General features: G+C 45.4%; 13 protein-coding genes. 7 read left to right on the forward strand and 6 right to left on the reverse strand.

The features are described from left to right. Positions 1-154 precede the first annotated feature (154 nt). Together SNE26_RS15480 and fbp are read right to left on the reverse strand one after the other, a co-directional pair. The gene (locus SNE26_RS15480) at positions 155-2,620 is read right to left on the reverse strand and encodes a TonB-dependent receptor (RefSeq protein WP_321554842.1); all 2,466 of its coding nucleotides are present in this window, start codon (positions 2,618-2,620) and stop codon (positions 155-157) included. A gap of 232 nt (positions 2,621-2,852) precedes the next feature. Beyond that, positions 2,853-3,896 carry a class 1 fructose-bisphosphatase gene (fbp, locus tag SNE26_RS15485; protein WP_321554843.1) on the reverse strand — a complete coding sequence of 348 codons (1,044 nt, stop codon included), beginning with the start codon at positions 3,894-3,896 and terminating at the stop codon, positions 2,853-2,855. 414 nt (positions 3,897-4,310) lie between these two features. On the opposite strand from fbp, the gene SNE26_RS15490 reads away from it, so the two are divergent. The 7 genes from SNE26_RS15490 to SNE26_RS15520 are packed head-to-tail and all read left to right on the forward strand — an operon-like array spanning position 4,311 to position 13,935. Then, the gene (locus SNE26_RS15490) at positions 4,311-5,477 is read left to right on the forward strand and encodes an iron-containing alcohol dehydrogenase (protein ID WP_321554844.1); all 1,167 of its coding nucleotides are present in this window, start codon (positions 4,311-4,313) and stop codon (positions 5,475-5,477) included. A gap of 9 nt (positions 5,478-5,486) precedes the next feature. Beyond that, positions 5,487-6,419: a dihydrodipicolinate synthase family protein gene (locus SNE26_RS15495; RefSeq protein WP_321554845.1), complete on the forward strand. Its 933-nt coding sequence runs from the start codon at positions 5,487-5,489 to the stop codon at positions 6,417-6,419. Then, positions 6,416-7,456, forward strand: coding sequence for a 4-hydroxythreonine-4-phosphate dehydrogenase PdxA (gene pdxA / locus SNE26_RS15500; protein WP_321554846.1), 1,041 nt, complete (start codon positions 6,416-6,418; stop codon positions 7,454-7,456). Before SNE26_RS15495 ends, pdxA begins: the two co-directional genes overlap by 4 nt. A 5-nt stretch (positions 7,457-7,461) precedes the next feature. Then, the gene (locus SNE26_RS15505; protein ID WP_321554847.1) at positions 7,462-8,628 is read left to right on the forward strand and encodes a four-carbon acid sugar kinase family protein; all 1,167 of its coding nucleotides are present in this window, start codon (positions 7,462-7,464) and stop codon (positions 8,626-8,628) included. Beyond that, on the forward strand, positions 8,625-10,190 hold the full coding sequence (locus tag SNE26_RS15510) for a sodium:solute symporter (RefSeq protein ID WP_321554848.1): 1,566 nt from the start codon (positions 8,625-8,627) through the stop codon (positions 10,188-10,190). Before SNE26_RS15505 ends, SNE26_RS15510 begins: the two co-directional genes overlap by 4 nt. Positions 10,191-10,199: 9 nt before the next feature. Then, a complete protein-coding gene (locus tag SNE26_RS15515) occupies positions 10,200-11,621 on the forward strand; it encodes a sialate O-acetylesterase (RefSeq protein WP_321554849.1) in 1,422 nt (473 codons plus the stop codon). Between the two features lies 1 nt (position 11,622). Then, positions 11,623-13,935, forward strand: a complete 2,313-nt coding sequence (locus SNE26_RS15520; RefSeq protein WP_321554850.1) for a DUF5703 domain-containing protein — start codon at positions 11,623-11,625, stop codon at positions 13,933-13,935. An 880-nt stretch (positions 13,936-14,815) separates the two neighbouring features. Here the strand turns inward: SNE26_RS15520 and SNE26_RS15525 are convergent. The 4 genes from SNE26_RS15525 to SNE26_RS15540 all read right to left on the reverse strand — a co-directional run bounded on the left by SNE26_RS15525 (position 14,816) and on the right by SNE26_RS15540 (position 25,788). Continuing rightward, the gene (locus SNE26_RS15525; RefSeq protein ID WP_321554851.1) at positions 14,816-16,858 is read right to left on the reverse strand and encodes a glycoside hydrolase family 127 protein; all 2,043 of its coding nucleotides are present in this window, start codon (positions 16,856-16,858) and stop codon (positions 14,816-14,818) included. A 91-nt stretch (positions 16,859-16,949) separates the two neighbouring features. Next, positions 16,950-20,288 (reverse strand): glycosyl hydrolase, encoded by a 3,339-nt coding sequence (locus SNE26_RS15530; protein ID WP_321554852.1) that lies wholly within the window; start codon positions 20,286-20,288, stop codon positions 16,950-16,952. Continuing rightward, the gene (locus SNE26_RS15535; protein ID WP_321554853.1) at positions 20,285-23,593 is read right to left on the reverse strand and encodes a glycoside hydrolase family 2 TIM barrel-domain containing protein; all 3,309 of its coding nucleotides are present in this window, start codon (positions 23,591-23,593) and stop codon (positions 20,285-20,287) included. Before SNE26_RS15535 ends, SNE26_RS15530 begins: the two co-directional genes overlap by 4 nt. Further along, on the reverse strand, positions 23,590-25,788 hold the full coding sequence (locus SNE26_RS15540) for an alpha-L-rhamnosidase C-terminal domain-containing protein (RefSeq protein WP_321554854.1): 2,199 nt from the start codon (positions 25,786-25,788) through the stop codon (positions 23,590-23,592). The genes SNE26_RS15535 and SNE26_RS15540 overlap by 4 nt, the downstream gene beginning before the upstream one ends.

Raw genomic sequence — 25,788 nt, forward strand, 5'->3', positions numbered from 1 at the left:
TTTGTTTTAAAAGTCATTTACTTTGGATGTTTTTATGATTATCGAGTTTACGCACATCGACCGATAAATTTTGAAATCATTATCGCACGCTTACATCATGTACAGAAACTCAAGGCAATAAAAACAAAAAAAGGCATATTTCATTGAAAATAAATCAAAAAGGGAAAATCGCTTTAAAACTGATATTCCGCCCGATGTTATAAATACCCAGGTGCCCGTTTGGCGACGACCGGTAGTATTCAAAATATTTTAAACGATTGAGGTTGGATTGATAGTCCTTATCAAACAAATTATCTACCTGCAAAAAAAGCTCACAAATGGTTTTGTCCGATTTATTTTTGACAGACGCACCCGCCCCGATATTAAACAAAGCATAGCCAGGAGTTGCGGTCTCTGTATTATCCAAAGCGTAGAAACGATTTTGTGTGGTGTAGGCATCCATCTCAGCCTTAAAATAAATTTTTGAAAAAGGACCATAGGCCTTCTGTAAGCTCGCTTTAAACTCCGACCGGATATGCAGCGGTGGGATAAAAGGCAAATATTTAGCTGCACCGTTAGACTCATCAATAAGCTGTTTATTGCCGTTGATGCCGGTTACATAAGCCAGGCTGTTGTTAAAAGCCAGCCATTTAATATTTTGCGGGTGCACGTTAACCGTAAACTCGGCCCCATACAAACGGGCGCTGCTTTGTTGATACTGGTAGGTACTGTTACCCGGCACAATTACTACGGCATTACCATTGGCGTCCGTTAGCTTAGCCTGGTAAATATAATTGTCAATATGGTTATTGAACAGTTCGGCAATTAGGTCAACATCCTTCAGGTAGGCGATAAAACCCAGGTCCTCCTGCAAACTAAATTCGGGGTTAAAGCCGCGGTTGCCTAAATATACAATGTGCGCACCGGGGTCAAGTCCATTGGAGCCGATTTCGGTAATATTGGGAGCTCGGTATCCTCGCGCAATATTAGCCTTGAACAATAAGCGTTCGCTGATGTTGTAGGTTATCCCCAAACTACCCGAAACACCCTGGTATACATGCCTGAAGGCCGGGAATTGCAAATGCGCTCCTGCTGTATCCGGCAACTTCACATGCTGCTCAAATCCGTTTTTTGGGTTTGGCCCTACGTAAAAATCATTCCAATGGATGTGCCGGTTATCATACCGGATCCCGCCCGAGATATCAACTTTCCCAACAGTTTTTTTGGCGAAGAGGAAAGTCCCGGCATCAAACAGGTTATAATCCGGGATCGGAAAATCTGTAGCCGCCTTACTTCGATTGGTTTGGTACATACCATTTACGCCGAGGGTACTTTCTATACCTGCGATAGTTGGTAAATTATACTTCAAATCGTAATTAAGTGTGTTAAGCACTACATATAATCCCGGCTGACTGGTCAACGTGGGATGGTTGTATTCCCTTCGGATGCTTTGCTGCCAGCCAAACGCGGCATTGAGGCTACTGCTTTCGTCCAGTTTAAACTCATTGTGCGTGTAAATACGATAATGCTGAATGCGCTGGTGCAGCGGCGTTATGCTGTATGATCTTAACTCATCGTCACTTACAATTGGTCGGTTCCTGATATTATCAGTACTGCTTTCGGCTATTTGTTTAGTAAACTGCCTTGTAAGCGAATCCCTGCTGCCATCAGGAATTTCCTGCCGGTTATCATAAACGGTTGCTGCAATTTGCGAGTAACCCCAATTTTTATCAACCCTGGCCATGCCCGATAAATTATACTCGTGGAAGCCTGTATTATACACGTAACCATCAATACGGTTTTGATAATCATGTGCCGCTTTTGCTGTTCCCCGGAAGGCATACCGCCAGTCGTTTTTTTTGTATGATAAACCCAGCGAGGTACCTATCATGCCGTTATTGGTATGGTAATCGGCTATATAATCTCCATGTAAAACATTGTTTTCGCCAACCGGCAGGTAAGGGATCATGTTGATCACTCCCGCCAATGCATCCGAGCCATAAGTTAAACTCGCCGGACCTTTCACTACTTCCGCACGACCGATACCATATTGATCTATCTCAATGCCATGCTCATCGCCCCACTGCTGTCCTTCCTGGCGCACACCATCGTATAAGGTTAACACCCGGTTGTAACCTAATCCCCTGATAAACGGTTTGGAGATGTTGGGCCCGGTAGTAACCGCGTTAACACCCGGCACCCCTTTTACAATGGCATCAATAACGTTATTATTTACGTTCTGATCCATCTCTTTCTTAGTCATTACCGCTATAGGGATAGGATTACTTCGCAACTCGGTTTTGCGTGAAACCCCGGTTACCGTTACCTCACTTAATTTGGAGCTGCTTTCTTTCAGATTACCATTCAATAAGGTTGCCTCATCGGGTTTCACGCTCACGTTATAACGCTCGGTAACATACCCAATGTTGGAAAATACTATGGTGTATGTACCAGCCGGCACGTTTTTTAAATGGTAATAACCTTTATCGTTTGTAGTTACTCCAATAGAAGTTCCTGAAAGTGCAACAGTAGCAAAAGAGAGCGGCTCGCTGCCGGCTGTTAATCTTCCTTTAAGGGAACCATGCTGTGCAGAAACCACTACCGGGACTAATAAAAAGCATAGTAAAGACAATATCCTCATTCGTTTTAGCATATCTTAAATAATATACAAAACAAATAAAAAAAATTAGTCTTACCTAATTTTTATATTAAAGTTTATAAAGTTTCTGTCGATGTTAATTCAAATAACAATAGATATAAACTAAAATTGCTCATATATGCAGTTCATTATTTTTTACATAAAATCAATTTAATGATATTGATAATCAAAATATTAGCTTTAAGCCTTGTGCGTTTTGCTTTGAGCTTTATAATTAAATAACCTGTTTATGCTGGATTATAGATGGATGCTGCGGAGAAAAGGCCAGCATAAAATCCTCAGCCCGCTTCACCATGTTTTCCGACCCGATAAAAATAGCCGAACGCTGATGTAGTTCATTAACATCAAGGTCGAGGATCCGCTCAAAACCTGTAGATGCCATACCGCCGGCCTGCTCAACAATAAAGGCCATCGGGTTACATTCATATACCAGTCTCAGTTTTCCGTTTGGATACTGTGAGGTAGTTGGATATAAAAAGATACCGCCTTTAATCAGGTTACGATGAATATCCGCAATCATTGATCCGGTATACCTTGAAGTATACGGTCGGCTGGTAGTCACATCTTCAACCTGGCAATATTTAATGTATTTTTTTACCCCCAATGGGAAATGGGTATAATACCCTTCATTTATTGAATAGATATAGCCATCCTTAGGCATTCTAATATCGGGGTGCGACAAGCAAAACTCCCCTATCGATGGGTCGAGCGTAAAACCGTTAACCCCTTTGCCTGTGGTATATACCATCATGGTTGATGAACCATAGATCACATAACCTGCTGCAACCTGCTCAGTTCCTTTCTGCAGCACATCTTCAAGATTGGCGGTACCTTGGTTAGATTTACGGCGATAAATAGAAAATATGGTACCCACACTTACATTTACATCAATATTTGACGAGCCATCCAGCGGATCAATAGCCACAATATATTTGGCATGTTTTGAGATCTCTGATTCAATCAGGATATGCTCGTCATTTTCTTCAGAGGCAACAACACAGCACTCACCTCCGCTGCGTAACGCCGAAATGAATTGCTCATTGGCATAAACATCCATCTTTTTCTGCCGTTCACCATGCGAATTTACCGAGTCGGTTTCGCCGATGATATCAATAAGCCCGGCTTTGCTGATCTCGCGGTTTACAATTTTAGCGGCAATACCTATATCCCGTAAAAGCCTTGACAGCTCGCCTTTGGCAAACGGGAAATCTGCCTGTTTCTCTATAATAAATTGTCCTAACGTTTTTACTCTTTTCATGGAAATGTATATTTATTGATTAACAGAAATATTAAAAAGTACCGGATCTGGCCGGCTGGTTTATAACTATAATGTGGTGATTTAATTAAGGATGAATAAAAGCACTTTTATCTATTCAATAGCTAAAAGTTCGCCCTATCTCCTCATAATCACCTTTTTGCTAAGTTACCAGGCTTTCATTATCGAACTGTCCCGACCCGTCTCCCTTTATTTTAGTGTTTATTTGCTACCGTTACAGCCTATAAATTCAGTTACAAGCATATAATATCATAATAGCTTACCAGCCGGCATCCCATTTGATAATATCGTACAATAATTGGATAACGGTTGGGTAAAAACGGGGAGCGGCATTATCCATCTTTGTTTTATATCAAAACCAATTAACTAAGGCCTGTTATTATTATATATAAGTATATGCCGCAAACTGAACATCCTTATCGCGACATCACTATCCGGTTTCCGGGGCAGGTAATTGTTGGCAAAAATTCGCTTTTGAAGTTAACCGGCGAGGTTGTTAACAGCGGGTATAAATCAGCTTTGATCATTACCATCAGCCCATTGTTAGGAAAGCTTGAACCGCTTTTAGCTCAGCTTAAAGAAGCGGAAGTTGCTGTTCACATTGATACCTCAATAGTACGGGAACCTTCATTTAAAGATTTTGAAGACCTGCTTGCATCTGTAAAACATATTGCGGCTGATGTTATAATAGGCATAGGCGGTGGCAGCGTGCTTGACGTAGCCAAACTGATAGCTGCACAGATCAATAATGATCAAACCCTGGCAGAGATAACCGGTATTGGCCTGCTTAAAAACCGTACTAAAAAACTGATCTGCGTACCTACAACGGCGGGTACCGGCAGCGAGGCATCACCTAATGCCATATTGATAGATGATACTGATAATCAGAAAAAAGGTATTATCAGCCCATACCTGGTTCCGGATGCGGTGATCATTGATCCGGCTTTGATGATCAGTTTGCCGGCAGAGGTTACCGCAGCAACAGGTCTTGATGCCTTGACACATTGCCTTGAAGCTTATACCAACTTATATGCACATCCTTTTATTGATGTGTATGCGCTTGAGGGGATCAGGCTTATAGCCGCTAATTTGGTTAGAGCGGTAAACGACGGTACTGATGAGGACGCCCGTACACAATTAGCTATCGGCAGTTTAATGGGTGGCTTCTGTTTAGGCCCTGTTAATACAGCAGCTGTACATGCGCTCTCCTACCCGCTGGGCAGTATGTACCACATTGCCCATGGCTTATCAAACGCTTTATTGCTCCCTTTTGTGATGGAGTATAACATCCCGGCGGCGCCGGAACGATATGCTGCTGTTGCCCGCGCATTAGGTTGCAACAGCAGTATCAATGATTTTGAAACAGCTCATGCCGGTGTTGAAAAGATCAGGCAGCTGATCAGTGAGTGCAGGATCCCGGCAAGTTTAAAAGAAATAAACATAGATAAAAACACCATACCGCAGATGGCTGCTGATGCCATGAAAATTACCCGGCTGCTTAAAAATAACCCGCGACCGATAACCATAGATGATGCTGTTAACATTTACGAGGCTGCTTATTAATACATACTAATGAAACTAAAAAAGAAATATAATGGCCTGGTAGTGCCATCAATTACCCCACTTACCGACAACTACAAGCTTGACCACGAAGCGGTTGAAAAAATATTCGATAGCATCTTCAACTACGGTGGTGTACCTTTTATACTCGGTACTACCGGCGAGTCAGCCTCATTACCAAACGAGCTCAAGCTTGATTTTATTAAACTTGCTGCTTCAATAAGGCAACCCGGCAGGCTGCTTTACGCAGGTATCTCATCCAATTGCCTGTCAGATTCTATCGAACTGGCAAAACGCTGTGCCGATGAAGGCATTGATGTTGCCGTAGCCCACCTCCCGGCGTACTTTACATTAACCGAGTATGAGATAACAACATACTTTGAAACGCTGGCCAACGAAATTCCTATCCCGCTTATAGTTTATAATATTCCGGCTACTACCAATGTATCCATCAACTTAAACCTGCTTGATGAGTTAAGCCACCATAATAATATCGTAGGCACCAAGGACTCCGAACGAAATCATGACCGTTTAAAAGATTCGCTCAAATTATGGGCCGGCAGGGCCGATTTTAGCCACTTTTTGGGCTGGGGCGCACAATCTGCCCATGCTTTATTTACAGGAAGCGACGGCCTGGTGCCAAGCACAGGAAATCTGTTCCCAGATATTTATTACAAAATGATAGTAGCGGCCGATAACAATGACGAAGCTGCCGCCCTGCAACTACAAAGACACTCCAATTTGGTTGGGGATATTTACCAGGGCAAGCGCCTGCTGGGCGAATCGTTGGCAGCATTAAAATCGCTGATGCAAAGCGCCGGGTTATGCCGCCCGTACATGATGCCGCCTTTGTTAAAAGTTAGTGATGCTGAAGCGGCTGACCTGCAAAAGAAACTGCAAAGCATGCTTAATGTTGAAAACCTTAGTTTACCGATATATCAATGACAGCCGACAGACCGATTATAGCCATAACCATGGGCGATCCGGCCAGTATTGGCCCTGAGATTGCTGTTAAAGCCCTACTTACCGAAAGGCTGTTTGAGATTTGCCGCCCGGTGATTATCGGTGATACGGGCGTTTTTTTTGACATCGTGAAACGCCTGGGCCTAAACGCCACTATCAATTCTATCAAAGATATCCGTAATGCGCGTTTTATTTTCGGCAAGCCGGATGTATTTGATCTGCAAAATGTAGATATGGAACAACTTCGTTTTGGTGAGATCTCGGCTATGGCGGGCAACGCTTCGTTTGAGACGGTAAAAAAAGCGATTGAACTTGCACTTGACGGTGAAGTTGACGCAACCGTAACCGGCCCTATCAACAAAAAATCCATCAACGAGGCTGGTCACCACTTTGCCGGGCATACCGAAATTTACGCCCATTACACCGGCACAAAAAAATATGCCATGCTGCTGGTTGAGCACAACATGAAGGTGATCCACGTATCAACCCATGTATCATTACGACAAGCTTGTGACTTGGTTAAAAAAGAACGCATCATTGAGGTAATTGAATTGCTGCAAGACGGCCTTATTTCTTTAGGCGAGAAAAACCTGAAGATTGGAGTAGCCGGGCTTAACCCCCATGCGGGTGATTCGGGTTTGTTTGGTACCGAAGATGACCAGGAAATCCTCCCCGCAGTACAGGAAGCTTTTAAATCAGGTTACGATGTAGAGGGTCCCGTACCTGCCGATACTTTGTTTTCAAAAGCATCAACCGGGTATTATGGCGGTGTGGTAGCGATGTATCACGACCAGGGGCACATCCCTTTTAAACTCACCGGCTTTAAATGGAACGCCGAAAAGCAGCAGATGGACAGCGTAAAAGGCGTCAACATTACTATGGGACTACCTATCATCCGCACTTCGGTTGATCACGGAACAGCTTTTGAAATTGCAGGTAAAGGCGTTGCCAGCAGCGATGCCATGATACTGGCAATCGAATCGGCGGCGCAATTGAGCAAAAACAGGATAAAAGTATAAGCTATATGATCGCTGTAATTGCAGATGATTTAACAGGGGCCGCCGAACTGGCGGGCATTGGCCTTAACCACGGTTTAAGAACCGAGGTTAGCACCACTGTTGATGAATACTGTGATGTCGAGCTGCTTGTTATTGCTACCGACACGCGTTCGCTTTCGACAGCCGGCGCAAAGGAGATCGTTTATGATCTTACTGTACAGTTACAGCAACTAAAACCAAGATTTATTTTCAAGAAGATAGATTCGGTTTTAAGAGGGCATATTATTGAGGAGCTGCAAAGCCAGCTTACTGCATCGGGTTTAAAAAGGGCACTGATTGTGCCCGGCAATCCCCATCACTCAAAAAAACTCATCGGCGATACGTTTTATTACAACGAAGAGCCAATCCACCTGAGTGATTTCGCCAATGACCCAACTTTCCCGGCTTTAAGCTCAAATATTATTGAATTATTAAGAGCCGATGAAAAGATCCAATTGATTAAAAAAGGTGAAAAACTGCCATCAACAGGAATTATCATAGGAGCGGCCAGTGACGAGGACGACCTTAAATATTGGATAAGAAAAACAGACAGCGAAACCCTTTTAGCAGGATCGGCTAACTTGTTTACCTGCTTGCTTGAACATTTAACCAAACAACAAACAATTGAAACATTAAACCCCGAAGCCACCGGCAGACGCTTGTTTGTATTTGGCAGTACATTTTACCAGGGAAAGCTAAACCTGAATGATGGCAGACATAATGATATCCCAGTTCATTATGTACCGGCAGCAACCATCTGTGCAGAAACCAGCGCCGATAATGTGCATGGCCTTTTTGCCAGCCATGTAGCTTCCAGTATTATAGCCGGTAACAATGCCATCATTGCCATAAACCCCGATTTTATCAAGGATATTAAAGTGGATCCGGTATTGCTGAGCCATAAAATGGCAGATATTGTAAAACAGGTTATCGATCACACCTCACTTCACGAATTGCTGATTGAGGGTGGCGCGACCGCCTGGGCTATACTTGAGCGTTTAAACATCCAAAAATTATATCCCTCAAAACTAATAGCTCCCGGAGTTATTCATATGCGCATAGCGGGCAATAACCAATTATGTTTAACTTTAAAACCCGGCAGCTACCCCTGGCCTGCCCCCGTTTGGGGAACCAATAATTATACCTGCATATGAAACATGAAACCCTGCACCTGGCAGATTATATCATCATAGCCCTGGCACTGGCCATTTCATTAACCATCGGTCTCCGGTTTTCAAAAGGACAAAATTCTACCAAAAAATATTTCGTATCGCGCGGCTCGATTCCGGCATGGGCCATTGGCATGTCGTTAATGGCAACACTCATCAGCAGTGTAACATTCCTGGCCTATCCCGGCGAAGGGTTTGCATCTAACTGGATCCTGCTGGTTCAGGGGTTAATGGTACCTATAATCCTGCTCCTGATGGTTTGGTTCATTGTACCGCTTTATCGTGAAGTTATAGGGGTAAGCACGTATGAATACTTTGAAAAGCGCTTTGGTTTGTTCGCGAGGTTCTATAGTTCCATAGGTTTTGTATTAACCCATTTTTCAAAAATGGGTACCGTGTTTTTCCTGCTGGCCCTGGCGCTCTCCAACATGACCAACACCAATACCTTTGTGATCATCTGGATCATTGGTTTTGTGATTGTTGTTATTACCCTTATAGGTGGTATTGAGGCGGTGATCTGGGCCGATGTGGTACAGGGCTTTTTATTGATCGCCGGCGGTATAGCCTCATTCATCATCCTCATTTGCTCCATCAAAGGCGGCTTCCCCGAGCTTTGGCACATAGCCAGCGTAAACCACAAAAACAATTTCGGCCCCTACTCCTGGGATTTCAAAAAGCTTACATTCATTGCAATGGCCATTAATGGTGTTTTTTATGCCATTCAAAAATACGGCACCGATCAAACCATGGTGCAGCGCTACCTTACCGCCAAAACCGATAAAGCGGCCATCAGGGCATCGTTATTAGGGGTAGCACTTACCGTACCGCTTTGGGCATTGTTCATGTTCATTGGTACCGCTTTGTTTGCCTACTACCAGCAAAATCCTTTGCCTGCAGGTATTAAGGCTGATGCGGTGTTCCCTTACTTTATCATGAGCAAATTGCCTACCGGTGTTGTGGGGTTGATATTGGCTGCACTGATCTCGGCAGCCATCTCCAGTTTAGGAGCCGATCTGAATTGTCTTTCGGCGATTGGCGTAGAGGATTATTACAAAAAGTTCAGGCCCAACAGGCCTGATAAAGAATATTTAAAGGCCGGCAGATGGATAGTGGTACTGGCAGGCCTGGGCGCAATGGGTATAGCCACCTTATATATGCTTGCCGGTGATGAAGGCGCATTAGGTATTGTGTTTACCCTCTATGCTATATTCTCCGGCGGTATTGCAGGTATTTTTTTATTGGGCTTATTTAGCAGCAGGGCCAACCGGCAGGGGTTGAATATCGGCATTATTGCCTGTATCATGTTTACCGGTTACGCCTTTTTAACATCAACCAAAATTGGTTTGGGTGCCGATAAACATATCCTGCTCGATTTGGGTAAATACAATTTCAATCAGCATAAATACATGCTGGGTGTGTACAGTCATTTGGTGGTGATTGTAGTTGGCTACCTGTCCAGTTTGTTTTTCCCTAAACCCGAGTTAAATAAAAACCTCCTTTTCAGCGGGTGGCTTGAAGCTAAGCGCGCCGGAAAGCTTACAAAATAATTCATCGCAATGAAAAAGTTACTGGCATCAGGCCTTGGTTTGTTCCTGTTCATTTCTTCGCAGGCACAGGTAAAACTGGCATCCATTTTTACCGACAACATGGTACTGCAACAGCAAAGCGAAGCCCCAATCTGGGGTTGGGACAAAGCCGGCTCAACAGTTACCGTCAGCACCTCATGGAATAAGAAAAGCTATAAAACCAAAGTAAATTCAAACGGCAAATGGCTTGCCAAAGTTGCCACCCCGGTTTACGGCGGACCATACACTGTAACCATCAGCGACGGCAATACCATCAAATTAAACAACGTACTTATAGGTGAGGTTTGGATTTGCACCGGGCAATCGAATATGGAGATCCCGATGAAGGGTTACAAAAGTCAGCCTATTAGCGGCTCTGTTGATGCCATACTGAAATCGGCCAACAGTAATATCCATATCTACACAGTACCCCACTCATCGGTAACCGAAGTCCAGGAAAACAGCAAACCGTCCGAATGGCATGTGGCTTCGCCTGAGTTTGTTTCTAATTTTAGTGCTACAGGTTATTATTTCGGCAGGTTGTTGAATGAGATGCTTCACGTGCCTATCGGTTTGATCAGTGATTGTTATGGCGGTTCAAGCGCCGAAGCCTGGATGGACCCTGAAGGATTAAAAGAATTTCCGGAGATCAAAGTGCCTGCGAAAACAGATTCGATCAAAGCTGTATCGCGCACACCTACCACCCTGTTCAATGGCATGCTGAACCCGGTGATTGGTTACGGCATCAAAGGCTGTATCTGGTACCAGGGCGAATCAAATTATGACCGTCCCGACCAATATGAAAAACTATTCCCGGCCATGGTTAAACGCTGGCGCGAGCTTTGGCAGCAAGGTGATTTCCCTTTTTATTACACGCAGATAGCCCCTTACGATTACACCCAGCTACCACCGTACAATGCAGGAGGAAAATACAATTCGGCCTACCTGCGCGATGCTCAGCGGAAATCGTTAAAAGTGATACCCAACAGCGGCATGGCCGTATTGCTTGATGTTGGTGAACAGGTTACTATCCACCCCCCGCGTAAAGAGCCCGTTGGTACGCGGCTGGCCTACCTGGCTTTAGCCCAGACTTACGGCGTTAAAGGATTTGATTATGCAAGTCCGCTATATAAAGAAATGACTGTTGACGGTAACCGGGCTACCATCAGGTTTGAGCATGCCGAAAACGGGCTTACCTCATTCACCAGGCCCATCCAAAACTTTGAAGTTGCAGGTAAAGACAAAATGTTTTACCCGGCGCAGGCCATGATATCTGGCAGTGTAATTATTGTATCTTCACCTTTGGTAAAAGAGCCGGTGGCCGTGCGTTACGCCTTTAAGGATTTTGTTGTGGGCGATCTGTTCGGCACAAACGGGCTCCCGGTTTCCTCATTCAGAACCGACGATTGGTAATATGAAAAAACTCCTGCTGCTTTGCTTCCTGTACTGCAATATCGCGTTAGCTCAAAACAAAGGCATTGAACAATACAATGAAGTGTGGACCAGCCAGAGCCAAAACTCAGGCCAGTCCATGCCCTGCGGCGGCGGTGACATAGGCCTGAATGTATGGGTAGAAAAAGGTGAGCTGCTTTTTTATATCGCCCGGAGCGGCACTTTTGACGAAAACAATGCCATGCTCAAGCCTGGCCGGGTAAGGGTTAAACTCTCCCCCAATCCTTTTGACGGCAATGATTTTAAGCAGCAACTAATTTTACAAAACGGTTCGGTAGTCATCAATGGAAAAAACGGCGGTTTAAAGGCCGAAATAAGACTTTGGGTTGATGTTTACCGCCCGGTGATCCACGTTAACATCAGCAGCAATAAATCCATTAAAACCGAAGCCACTTTTGAAAGCTGGCGCTACCGCGACAGGGATGTAAAAGGCCTCGAAAAAAATGAAGGCTCCTGGAAATTTGCCCCGCGCAATGATGTCAAAACGCTAAAGGATAACATCGCATTTAAAGGCAACGCCATCCGGTTCTACCATCACAACCTCGACTCCACCATATTTGATGTTACTGTAAAGCAGCAGGGCATGGAAGCGGTTAGGGAGCAAATGTACAACCCGCTTAAAAACCTCACCTTTGGCGGGCTGATGAAGGGTAAGAATCTAAAACCTGCGGGTACTACAAAAGGGCAATACCTTAATACAGATTTTGAAGGCTGGAAATTGGAAAGCATCAAACCCGCTACTAACCAGGATATAGAGATCTACCTCAACACACAACAAACCGCATCTGTAAATGAATGGCAGCAGGGCTTGCAAAAAGTAGTTCAGGAAGCTGAGGCTAACACCAAAACAGCCTGGCAAAAAACCACCAACTGGTGGAAGCAGTACTGGGACAGGAGTTTTATCTACATCAATGCAGATGAACAAGCCAGTGATACTACAGCATGGCAAACCGGCAAAAATTACCAGTTGTTCAGGTATATGCTGGGTTGCAATGCCTACGGACAAGCACCTACCAAATTTAACGGCGGCCTGTTTACTTACGACCCCGTTTTCGTCAATCCTCAATACGCTTTTACGCCCGATTTCCGTAACTGGGGAGGAGGCTTGATGACTGCTCAAAACCAGCGCTTAGTGTATTTCCCGATGCTGAAGAGCGGTGATATCGACATGATGAAGCCTGAGTTTGATTTCTATCTCCATTCCCTGAAAAATGCCGAATTACGCAGCAAGGTTTATTGGGGCCACAATGGCGCCTGCTTTACTGAGCAGGTGGAGAATTTCGGTCTGCCGAATAGTGCCGAGTACACCTGGAAACGCCCTGCCGATTTCGACAAGGGATTAGAATACAATGCCTGGCTGGAATATACCTGGGATACTGTTTTTGAGTTTTGCCTCATGATGCTGGAAACAGAGCGGTATAAAGGCGACGACATTCACCAATACATTCCCTTTATTGAAAGCTGCCTCACTTTTTTTGATGAGCACTACCAATACCTTTCACGCAAACGCAGCGCCAAAGCGCTTGACGGCAACGGGCATCTTGTATTATATCCCGGTTCATCCGCCGAGACTTTTAAAATGGCCTATAACTCCAACTCGACCATAGCAGCCCTGCAAACCATCACCAAGAGGATGCTGGCCTTGCCGGATAGCTATTTAACAGGCGACGAGCGTTTGAAATTGACCGGCCTACTAAAACGTATTCCCCCTTTAACATTTGCAGAAATTGACGGCCATAAAACCCTTACTCCCGCAAAATCATGGGAAAGGGTTAACAACGAAGAAAACACCCAGTTTTACCCGGTGTTTCCATGGGGCATCTTCGGCTTAGGTAAACCTGGATTGGATACTGCTTTGAATACCTGGAAACTGGATACCCTTGTAGCCAAATTCCGAAGTGGCATAGGCTGGAAGCAGGATAACATTTTTGCTGCCCGTTTAGGTCTTACTAATGAAGCGGCCAGGCTTACTACGTTCAAACTCAAAAACTCCGGCAGACGCTTTCCGGCCTTCTGGGGCCCGGGTTTCGACTGGACACCGGACCATAACTGGGGCGGCTCGGGCATGATCGGTCTGCAGGAAATGCTGATGCAGGTTAATAATAAAAAGATCCTGCTGTTCCCGGCCTGGCCAAAGGATTGGGATGTGCATTTTAAACTTCATGCACCTTATAATACTACTGTTGAGGCAACCCTGAAGGGTGGAAAAGTGACTGATTTGAAAGTTCTCCCCGAAGATAGAAGGAAGGATATTACAATGATGTTAGCCCAATAATTCCCTCGTTCATTTGTAACAAATAGGGTGTCCCAATTTTTTGATTCTCAAAAAAAAATTGAAAAAACCCCCGCTGTTCTTTTTTATAAAAAGGGGACTGTTCCTTTTTTTGAGAGTGAAAACGCGGAACACCTTAAAAATGAAACACATTGATTATCAAATACATAATATTTTACATAAAGCACCATTAAATACCTGATTATCAACAGTTAAAACCTTCAAGAATAAATATTTCCAGTTTCAAAAACGTCCTAAAACACCTTTTCTGTTTCGTTTTTTTTTAGCTTTTTTTTGGATCTTTTTGAGATTGATCGCATCGGTTATAATAGCACTGACAAAATAATGCCACCAGAATTACAGGGATGAACACCGATATTTCATACCATCCGGCTGAAGCCGGATGGCACTGCTCAATTACTGGTCGAAGTTGCAGCTATAGGCAATAAAAATAACCGCCGCCGCCCGGCTCCAGCCCATAGCTGTTAACCTAAGCAATTAATTAAACAAACGGGTTTTAAAAATCCCCTCTCGAGAGGGGGCGCGGAGGAGCGAGTGGTAGCAGGGGTGTGTTTCTGCTACAAGCTTATCAAAGCAGAAACACACCCCTCCGCCCCTCTCAAGAGGGGAGTCGCACAATCCAGCGCTTTTTCTTCCTTATGTTAACGGCTATGCCTGCCGGGGATAACTATTACGCGTCCTCTGGCCGCCAAAGCAATGTAAACCGAAACTTATTACATTATGCTATCGAAGTTGAACTATAGCTTTAGCCCCGGCGGCCAGAGGCCGTCATGATAATTGCCACCCGGCTGAGAGCCGAGCGGCGGCGTGTTTTTTTTCTAACCTTTTACCTTTCGCCTTTTACCTTTCGCCTCAAAACACCTCACCTATCCAACGGTATCCAGGTCTCCATATCAACATGCCCGCGGTTCCCCCAGGCATAATACGGGATCAGTCTGATATCAACAGCGTTTTGCTTCGGCGAAGATACCTCCTTGTACAGGCTGTTTTGCCAGTTGCCTTCATCGCGCAGATCGGCTTTACCGGTAAGGCTCATGATCTCGCTGTTATCTATCCTGATCATTTCAGGTTTGAGTTGGTTAGCAGCAGAAAGCGCCACATTGAATACCTTCTGCCCCTTTGCCAGATCAGCCGATTCAAGGCAATAAACCACAGGGCCACGTTTTACGGCAACCTGGTTACGGGTTTCCTCAACCAGTGGGTTAGCTTCCATAAGGGTAACCGGCATCGGCAGGTCGAGATCAATTGTCATTCCCTTTCGCCAAACCGCGTTAATTTGAGTATAGGCTCCCGGAGTAGTATCTAACTGAGGCACCGGCTGACCTTCCATTTTTATACTCGCTCCCTTACACCAGCCCGGAATCCTCAAAAACACGGAGAATGCTTTATTGCCCGGCACTTCATCAAACCGGATGCGGATCTTTCCATCCCAGGGGTAATTGGTAGTTTGCGTTAGTTTTACCGGCGTACCATCTTTCAATTTAGCGGTTATGGTATTGCTGCCATACAGGTTAAACCACAGGCCTTTATCTGATGTACTGTAAGCGTAATCGCTCACCTCGGCAATGGTACGCACTACGTTAGGCGGACAGCAATTAGATAATTTAATATACCCAACCCTATCTTTAGACCAACGCTGTTTAAACGGCAAACTATCTGAATAAGCCAGCGGATTGGTATATAAAAAGTTACGCCCGTTAAGGCTAATGCCCGAAAGCACGCTGTTGTATAAGGCCAGTTCCATCACATCGGCATATTTGGCATCCCCGGTTATTTGCAGCATCCGCCAGTTCCAAAGTACATTGCCAATGTTGGCGCAGGTTTCGTTATGTGCTGTAAAACTTGGCAACTGGTAATCGCGCCCGTAAGCTTGATGTACCTTTTGCACCTCGTTAGGATTGTAAGATGTTCCATCAGGCGAAACCCCGTCATATAATGCTCCACATCCACCGGTAATATACATTTTGCGGTTCACTACATCGTTCCACATTAAATTTAAAGTATGCATGAGCGTAGTATCTCCGGTTTCAGCATAAACATCGGCTGCACCGGCAAAAAGGTAATTAGCACGTACAGCATGCCCCATAGCCTGTGTTTGCTGACGGAAAGGTGTCCTGTCCTGGTTATCGTCGGTACCATCTTTCATCAGTCCGCGAATATCTATCAGGTTTTTAGCCAGCTCCAGGTATTTAGGATCACCGGTGGTACGGTACATCTCCACTACGCCCATATAATGCGAGGGGCAAATAGCGTTTCGCGCCAGTTCGGGCGAAGCCGTTTTATAAAACTTATAGAGATAATCAGTGGCTTTAATAGCAACTTTTAGCAACGTAGTTTTACCGGTAACCCGATAGTGAATACAGGCAGCGGTCATGAGGTGACCGAGGTTATAAGTTTCAAAATTGAGACGGTCATTAAAAGCCTTTTCCTTGCCGCTGTTCTTCCGTTCTTCAATAAGGGTTGGCGTGTGGATATAGCCATCTGCTCGCTGGGCTTTGGCAATAACGGCAATTGTTTTATCCATCAGCTCATTCAACCTGTGATCATGCGTATTGGCGTACATACTGGCTACAGCTTCAAAAAGCTTGTAAAAATCGCCGTCATGAAATGGAGGCCCCTCATGTGAACCTGTGTCCAGCCCGGCGGCTATTTCAAAGTTGCGGTAAGCATGACTGATCTTCGGGTCGGTATAAACACGCCACAGGTTCGGGATCATAGTATCACGGCAAACCTTAAACCTGTCGGCCCAAAAGCCGCTTGTCCATTTTACCGCCCCCATATTAAGGCTGCTGAGTTTGGCGTAACTACTTTTACTGGTATTTACCAGGGCTTTGTTTTGGGCGTTAAGTTTGCCGCCGGCAATTATCAATACTGTGATGATAAGATATTTATACAGCGTTTTCATTTTACTATTTCGAGACAAGATAAAAGCCTCAGGGTCCTCTGCGGGAGACCCAGAGGGGACGTGGATATATTCAAAAATCTTTTTCATATCATTAAGGGATATTAATGATCAATTTCACCGGGTTCAGCAAACCGGCCGGCAAAAGCGGGCGGCCCTCCAACCGGTAAGGGGCGTTTGTCCAGGTAATACGTTTATTTTCGGGCAGGGCATGATCGCCCATCAGGCGGTTAGCCCAAGTGTTGGTTACTTTGATTATCAGTTTATTTTCGCCGGATTTGATGGCTTTACTCAAACCTACCCGGTAAGGATAAGTCCAGGCTGTGCCGCAATTAATACCGTTCAAATACACTTGGGCCATGTTGGCAACATTTCCCAGATCAAGGTATACTTTGTCCCCAGCTTTACCGGTAAAGTGAAACGTATGATTGTAAACCGCTGTACCCGAATAATAACGAATACTATCATTAGCACTACGCGACCAATCAAAAGATTGCTCGACTTTCACAGGCTTCGCAGGGCCGCCAAATTTAGGATCAAACTGTACCTGCCAGTTTGTAAAAGTTTGTATCGTTTTAAAATGCGCAGGGTTATTATCACCGTTTTTTGCTACAGAAGAAGCATTTCTGAAAACGATAAAAGCGGAGCCATTAGCTGCCAAATCAAGCTTAACCTTTGTACGAGGCAACTTACCGGTGTTATTCAATTGCCTGATCTCACCGGTTAAAGGGTCCCAAAATTCGGGGACACGGCCCGCCACCCTCAATGATAAATCGATAGTGCGATTTATAGCCTGCTGATTGGAGACAAAATAAATATCAAGATTAGCCGAGCTGCGATGTGTCCAGGCCAGATCCTTTGCCTGCTGATCAACAGAGTCCGTCGCTATCAGATCACGGGTTACGCCCAATTCGTCAAACGTTTGTTTTTGATAAGGGCCAATGAGCAATCTGCCCGCAGAACTTTTAGATAAAATAGCCTTCATCCGCTGATCGCCCAATAAAATGGTAGCACCATCATTTACAAGTTGCTGAAGTTTTTTTACGACTTCCGCCGACAACTGCCATGGCTGCGGTGACATCTGGCTTGGCCCCGGTACAATCAGCATAGTATAACTCGCTCCACCAGGTAAAATGATCCTGCCGTTTTTTACCGTAGCTAAACGCAATAGCGCATCTTTGTTAAAAGAATCATAGTTATATCCTCGCAGCGGGTCTATCCAGTTTTTGGGCAGCGCCATATTAGCCGAATGGCTTGCATCCTCAATCGAATTAATGATGGGTACACCTTTGTTGGTTAAGCGCTCTGTTTCCTGCTTTACCCGTTCCACGCCGAAGATTCCGGGAAGGGTACTAACCAGCCTGTCGGGTAAAATAGCGCGGCGGGGTGTTTCTTCACCGGTAAATACGGCAATATCAGCAACCGGATGGCCCTGTTGCAGCATGGCCTGGCAACGACTGATATAATCAAACCAGGCTTTACCCGGCTGCCACCAGGTTTGGTCGCGCTGAAAAAACAAGCCGATGCCATCCAGCGTCATACCCGGCCTACGGTCAAGCCAGGGGTTATGCACATTCACATGGAAAACATAGCGATTGATGCCGAGGGCAAAATTGCGGTCGGCAGCGGTTTTGAGCATGCCGGGATGCTCGTCCCATAGTAACCGCAGCTCGGTAAAAGCTTCGGCCTGGATAATATTTTTGCCGTAGATATGTCCGCCCGATATGGCATCCAGCATATCATTGGGCTTATCATGTGTAGGGCTCCTGAACCAAAACTCGCCCATCGGGATATCAGCCTTTTGATAATGCAGCATGCCATCGCTCATCATGGTTGGGGCAACGCTTTCGGCAGTAAATGTGCAGCCTTGTTCATGCGCCAGTTTAGCCATGGTGCCGTAGAAATTATCTACCAGTAATTCGGCAATGGTTTGCCTTACATCGGCCAATACCTTTTCAGATTTTTCCGTGCTCTCCATCGGTACACCGGCTATCAACGGAAGATATGGCAACAGATCGTACCCTCTCCTCCTTTTAAATTCCGCAGCAAAAACCGGCGACCAGTTTTGACTGCCGCATTCCCAGCTATCCACATGAAAAATTTTCAAAACACGTTTAGCCAACTCCGGCCCAGCCTGTTTTACAGCCTTACCAAACCAGTTATCAAACTGTATTTTGGCAGCCTCCGGGTTAAACTTATCACACTCCAAGCCAATACCGCCACCGCCTGTAGCGTTGGTATGTCCGGTTGAAGTATGCCCGATACGGATGATAGTCCATTTACCCGCCGGTACCTGCCAGTTCAGTTTACCATCAGCCCCTAATTTATCGGTAAGGTTAATGATCTTACTTTTATCTACACAAAGGTTAGCCGGCAATTGAACATCTGTAGTTTGTTTACTTAAACGCCAAACCTCTCCGTTCTTACTTTCATACTGATGGATGAGTGGTTCGGCCAGTAATTCGATACCTGATAGTTTCAGCGTTGGCTTCCATTTGGCAAAATCCAGGTCTTCGGCTCCAGGTTCAGAACCTTCTTTATCATACGTAAATCTGAAATATTTTGCCGTTGCTGGGGTAATAGCGTTTGTGATCTCCGCATCCCCATCCTGCCAGCCGTGGCGTGGCGGCTCCAATCTGCCTAACGAACGAAAATCCTTCCCATCGTCACTTACTTCAAGTAACAACCTTTGCGACTGGTAATTACTTGCCGAAGTATGAATAATGAGCGAACGGCAGGTAAATGGCTTTTCAAATTCCAGCTGCAGCCAGCATTGCTCGTTGCTTGTAAAGCTTTTGGTATTTCCTTTCTCCGCAAGATATTGCACATCGGTATTTGGCACACTGCTGCTTACCTTCGGATGCTCATCATAACTGCTTATTCGCTCGCCCGGGAGGGATGGATAGGCCAGTACTTCGATATCCTTATAGTAGTTTTTATAGTGCTTTGGAACAGGCAAAGTATCATGATAGGTTTTGCCGCCTTCAACCTCAACTTTTGACCATACCACTTTCTGCATGGAAAGCTCGGGAGTTATCCATGGACCGCCCGCCAACGCGAAACCATCGCTATCATGCATAGCCAGTTTTACGCCTATCCTGTCGGCTTCCTGCATGGTAAACTTTACCATAGCCCACCACTCCGGGCTTAGCTGGTTAATTGATGGGGTAATAAATGGCGGATTAGCAGGCCCTTTGATCGGCATTAAATAAGCGCCGGCTATCCCGGCCTGTTTCATGGCCAGCAGATCGGCCGTGATACCTTCACGGCTTACTGCGCCCTGCATCCAGTACCAAAACACCCAGGGCTTTGCAGATTCTGGCGGGTGCAAAAAGGCTTGTTCCAAAGCGTCCTTTTGCAACGATTTACGTTGCTGGGCTATCCCCGGTAAAAAGAGGCAACAAAAGCCGATTATAAGAATGTATTTCCTCATGGCTTCCTGTTAAATTTTATTTGATAAGCCGCTTTTCCAGCCGCATCTGCTTTTCCCTCATAAGGTTTCAGATAAAAGCTGTAGCTATAGTTTTTTGCGGGGATACGGTACTGCTCCAAAGGCTCAGCCACTTCCGACCAGCTGTCGTTACCCCCCACACCCATTTGCACCAGGTCGATATTCAGGGTTATGAAACCTGCGTCCTGTAGTTTGTTGGTATGCTTTGCCTTTTGAATGTTTGCTTCGGTATAAGGCCAGGCACTCATACTCAGCAGGCTATCGGCAGTTACCAGCAAGCCACCTGTTTTATGGTGCAGCAGCATCCAGCATACATCAGTGCGGTTGCCGTTTTCCTGGGGTACAACATAAGGCTCCATAAATTGGCTAACAGATTGCGAATAGATGCCGGCTTCGGAACCTGTACGCCTGTCAATATAGTTTTCATAAGGGCCCCGGCCGTAGTAACTGATATTGCTATCGGCCCGGGCGATGCCCATTTGCATACCAACCTTGGGCAGGTTTGGCAAACCCGGCTTAACCTGTAACGAATAAGAAACTTTCAATAATCCATCACGGCGGATGGTGTAGCTCAGTTTAACCGAGGCGCTATCATTAAGCATTGAATAAACACTTGTAATAACTACCGAGCCATCTTCAGTTTTTTGTGCCGATACTTTTTTCAATACCGGTGTTGCTTTAAACCATGCTGCCAGTTTCTTCTCCATCTTCCATCCGCGATGATCATTATCCGTAACGGGGCGGGTAAAATGCGGAAGTAACGGTGCAAAAACCTGTTGCTGCCCTTTGCTGATATAGGAGTTTAAAGCCCCATTGACTTTACTGATGCCTATCTCAAAATCTTTACCACCGATGTGATACGCTTGATCATCTTCGGAGATTTTGATCTCGGGGAATTTTTTGGCGTCAGGACGAACCGCCAACAATTTAGTGTTCGTTAACTGAAACTGATCACTTGCTATTTCGTAGCCTTTAGCTGCCCAGGGCTTATCTTCTGCAAGGGTAAAATGGATATCGGCCAGGTATTCATGGTTGGATTTTAAATTGGGCAGGTATTGTTTCAGGCTGATGATGGTATCATGCCCGGCTGCAAGATTAATGCGCGGCATTTGTTTTTTGAGTATGATATTGCCGTCTTCCCTCAACTGCAGGGTAACCTCATAATCGGACAGTGAAGCCACACTATGCCAGTTTTTGATGTGGATAGTTGCCTTATCAGCATCAATCAGCTCACAAACGGCAGGTTGAAAAACATGCTTACATTCGTAAATAGCAGGTTTCGGCCGCCCGTCGGATGCTACGATACCCTTGATGGTGAAATTATCAAAATAGCGTTCGCCATAATCACCGCCGTAAGCATAGTAAGCCTTACCTGTGGAATCATGTTTTAAAAGCCCCTGATCTTTAAACTCCCAGATGGCTCCGCCAATAACCCTTTTGGTTGAGCGCCATTGATCCCAAAACTCTTTTAAATTGCCGTTAGAATTACCCATGGCATGCGAATACTCTACAAAAAATATCGGACGGTTATCGCCATTTTGCTGATTAGCCAGCAAGGGTGCGGTATAAATACCGGGGTACATCCGGCTCACAATATCTACATAAGGCTGATCGATTGGGTTTTGCAGGCGATGCGAGTGATCATTAGTTTTAGGATACCGCGGATCGGTCGGGTCGATATAACCTTCGGCTTGCGGTGTGCCCTGGGCGGGCTCGTAATGAACCGGACGGGTGATATCAAAATCATGGATCCAACCGGCCATAGCAGCATGGTTTGGCCCGCGCCCGGCTTCATTCCCCAAACTCCAGATGATCACACTTGGATGATTTTTATCACGCATCACCATACGGGTTGCCCTGTCAAGGTAAGCGCCTGTCCACATGGGGTCGTTACTTAGCTTTGAGCCAAGGCCGTGGGTTTCCAGGTTGGCTTCGTCTATGACCAGGATGCCGTATTCATCACACAGATCATACAGGTAAGGATCCATAGGATAATGACTGGTACGGATGCAATTAAAATTGAAACGTTTGATGGTGCGCACATCATTCAGGATATCCCCGCGCGATAGTGCTTTTCCTTTTATCGGGTCATGATCGGGACGGTTTACGCCGTACAGGTAAGTTACTTTGCCGTTGATGAGCAGCTTGCTATCCGTTTTGCTAAACTCAATACTCCGGATGCCCACCTTACAGCTTTTAACTTCAAGGGTTTGGCCCGTACTGTCAACTAAGGACAAAGTAAGTGTATACAGGTTTGGCTTTTCATCGCTCCATTTATCCGGGTTCTTCAGCGTGGTTTCCAGCAAGCCGAACTTTACATTATCCAGCCGTGGATAGATCTCATTGATAATACTTTCCACACTCCGCTCCAATGGTTTCTGCAACACTTCTTTATTGTTGCTATCGAAAAGCCTTGCTTCAATTTTATAACCGGGAACAGCCTTACCCGTCAAGTTTTCAATCCTTGGGCGGATACTGAAAACTGCATCTTTATATTGTTTATCCAGTTTGGCCTGCCATTGAAAATCAGCAATGCGTAGTTTTGGCTCAGCCAACACCATTACTTCCCGGTGGATGCCGCTCATACGCCACTGATCCTGGTCTTCCAGGAAATATCCATCACTCCAGCGGATCACCTGTACCGACACTACATTTTCACCCGCTTGCAGGTACGGGGTAATGTTAAACTCCGAGGGCAAAAAGCTGTCTTCGCCATAACCTAAAAACTTACCATTGAGCCAAACCTTAAAGCCCGAACTTACGCCACCAAAATGCAGGGTAATGTTCAGATCTTTCCAATTAGCCGGCAAAGTAAACGTGCGCTGATAGCTGCCAACACCATTATAATCCTGCGGCACATGCGGCGGGTTAACCGGGCGGAAAGGGTAAACGGCACTTTTATAAATGGGCTTATCGTAACCCTGCATTTCAATACTTGAAGGTACGATGATCTTTTTCCAGCCGCTTACCCGGCTTTTATAAAAATCCTTGGGCGCATCGGCGGGTTTAGCGGCATAGCTAAAATCCCAATAGCCATTTAAGGATAACATCCGGCCGGATTTTTCCCTGTCGCCGGCCAGTGCATCTTTGATGCTGCTATATGAGTAGCCTGTAGCACGTGCTGCATCCCGGTTGATACCGTCAACCAAAGGGTTTTCCCATGGTTCAGCATCATAAACCACTGGCACATTGGGGATAGGCGCAGGCGTTTTATCAACTAATTGCGCGTAAAGCCCTGTTGATGAAAATGCTGTTAAAAGCAGGATATTTATCAGCCGTTTCATCATTTTTTTGCGCTATAGTTTATGGTGTACTGTTTTTGTTTTTGGATGGTGAGTTCATAAATACCGTTTCCTTTGGCAGTAACTTCCCCGTCCTTGCAAACCGGTTTTGATGTACTCGCAAAACGTAATAATCCCGTTCCGCTATCACCGCTTACCTTGATCTGTTTGGTACTGCATGATACTTTGATATCGCCATTAGCAGTTGGTACGCTGCCTTCCATCCATTGCAAACCGCCCAATTTCGGTTCAATAATGTATTGCTGATAACCCGGAGCTGTTGGTTTTACGCCCAGATAATATTTACCGAGCAGGTATATCGGGCTGGCACCCCAGGCATGACAAAGGCTTTTACCAAAAGGCCGCCCGTACATGGCATAGCGGTCGGTACCGGTTTTAGCAGGATTGTATTCTTCCCAAAAAGAGGTAGCTCCTAAATTGAGCATACCACCCCAGTAATCCTTCATTTCCTTGAGCACATAACTTTGCTCGCCCATGGCACAGAGCGCTTCCAGTTCATAAAAGCGCATGTATGGGGTGGTTATCTTTTGGATGTTGTTGTTGAGCAATACATATTTTTTAATTTCCTGCTGCTGATCCGGGTTGAGGTAATTGAAAAATATCGAGAACATGTTGGTATAACGGGTTACGTTATCGCTTTGCTTACCTTCAACCAGGCTGTGTACAAAAGCGTGTTTATCCTTGTTCCAGTACAGATCAAATATTTTCGATTTCAAGCCGGTTGACAGCTGTTCATATTGCGTTTTCCCGCTGCCGTCCTGCATAATATCGGCACATAAAGCCATAGTTTCCAGGCTGCGGCAAAGCAGCAATTGTTCAAAGCTTACCTCTCCTTTTTTGCTGAGCTTATCAGCCCAGTCAATAAATACCCAGTCGCCGGGCAGGCCTTCCATCAGTCCGTTTTTATCGCGGCGCTGCAGGCAATAGCTCATCAGGCTTTGCATGCGCGGGTACATTTGTTTGATGAAACTTTTATCGCCGGTGTACTGGTAATAATCATAAATACCCATGAACCAATAAAAGGTATAATCCATAATGGTATTGATATGGCTGGTTACCGGGTCTTTACCGCGCAGGGCATACAAGGTTCGGGTTACTGTTGGCGAATCAAAGTACAGGTAATAATTCATGAGGTAGCTTTGATAAGCATCGCCCGACCAGATCCACCTGTCCCTTTTGATTCCATCGATAAAAAACTCGCGGGTATTCAGGTGCAGGGTATAAGCTGAGACATCCCAGATCTTATTGACCAATTCATCCGAACATTTGAAGCTCCCGCGCTGCTCTACCGATGAATATTCGTACAGCATGGAGATATCATCAGCACTTACATTATCATCAAACAATACGTTGATATAACGGAAAGCCCGCGAGCCTTCCATAGTAAAATCCGCTTTTTGAGGTTGATTTATGTAGATACTATCCAGGAGTTCGCAGGTAGATTGGGCGAGTGCCTCTTCTTTCGATTCCCCATAGCAGAGTTTGATACTCCCCTTGCCTTTTAAACCAATGAGTTTTGCGTATCCGAAGGTTTCCTTACCAAAATCAACTAAAATGGAATGTTCCTTTCGCTCGGTTTTTTCAGCTTTATGCTCCTCTGTTGGCAAACGAAATGCAGACGGGATCTTATCAACCGAATCAAAATTCCAGTCACCCGCGTTTACATATTTGGTAGCCGATACATCCGAGGTTTTGCCCGATTCATCAATCCATTCTTTATCCTCGTAAGTAACCAGCCATGAAGTATCCGACACCAGTTGCTGCCCCTTAACAAATATGGCGGGGGCAGCAGCCTGGTTATAGACTTTGAGACTAAGCCTGTGCCTGCCAGCCGGCACATGGATATTTTTTGGGTAACCTGCTAAGGCTTTACCATCGAGCTTTACGTTATATTGTCCTTCAACGGCCAGCTCAACTGTTTCGGGCGAGGCGAGCGTAAAATCCTTGTGAAAATCAACCAATACATAGTGGCTGTCCAGTTTCCAAAATGGAGGAAAGAATGCCCCACGCTCGGTACGGCGGTTTTGCATTTTGTTGCTGAGCCATACTTCATAATCGCCGGGATACCAGATCCAGGTAGCTTTTTGAGCTTTAGCCATATCGGCAAAAAACATGAAGATGAACAGCATGATGAATACATGATGCTTTGGGAGTTTTATATGGGTAGATATTTTATGCAT

Source organism: Mucilaginibacter sp. cycad4, from assembly GCF_034263275.1.
Classification (GTDB): Bacteria; Bacteroidota; Bacteroidia; order Sphingobacteriales; family Sphingobacteriaceae; genus Mucilaginibacter.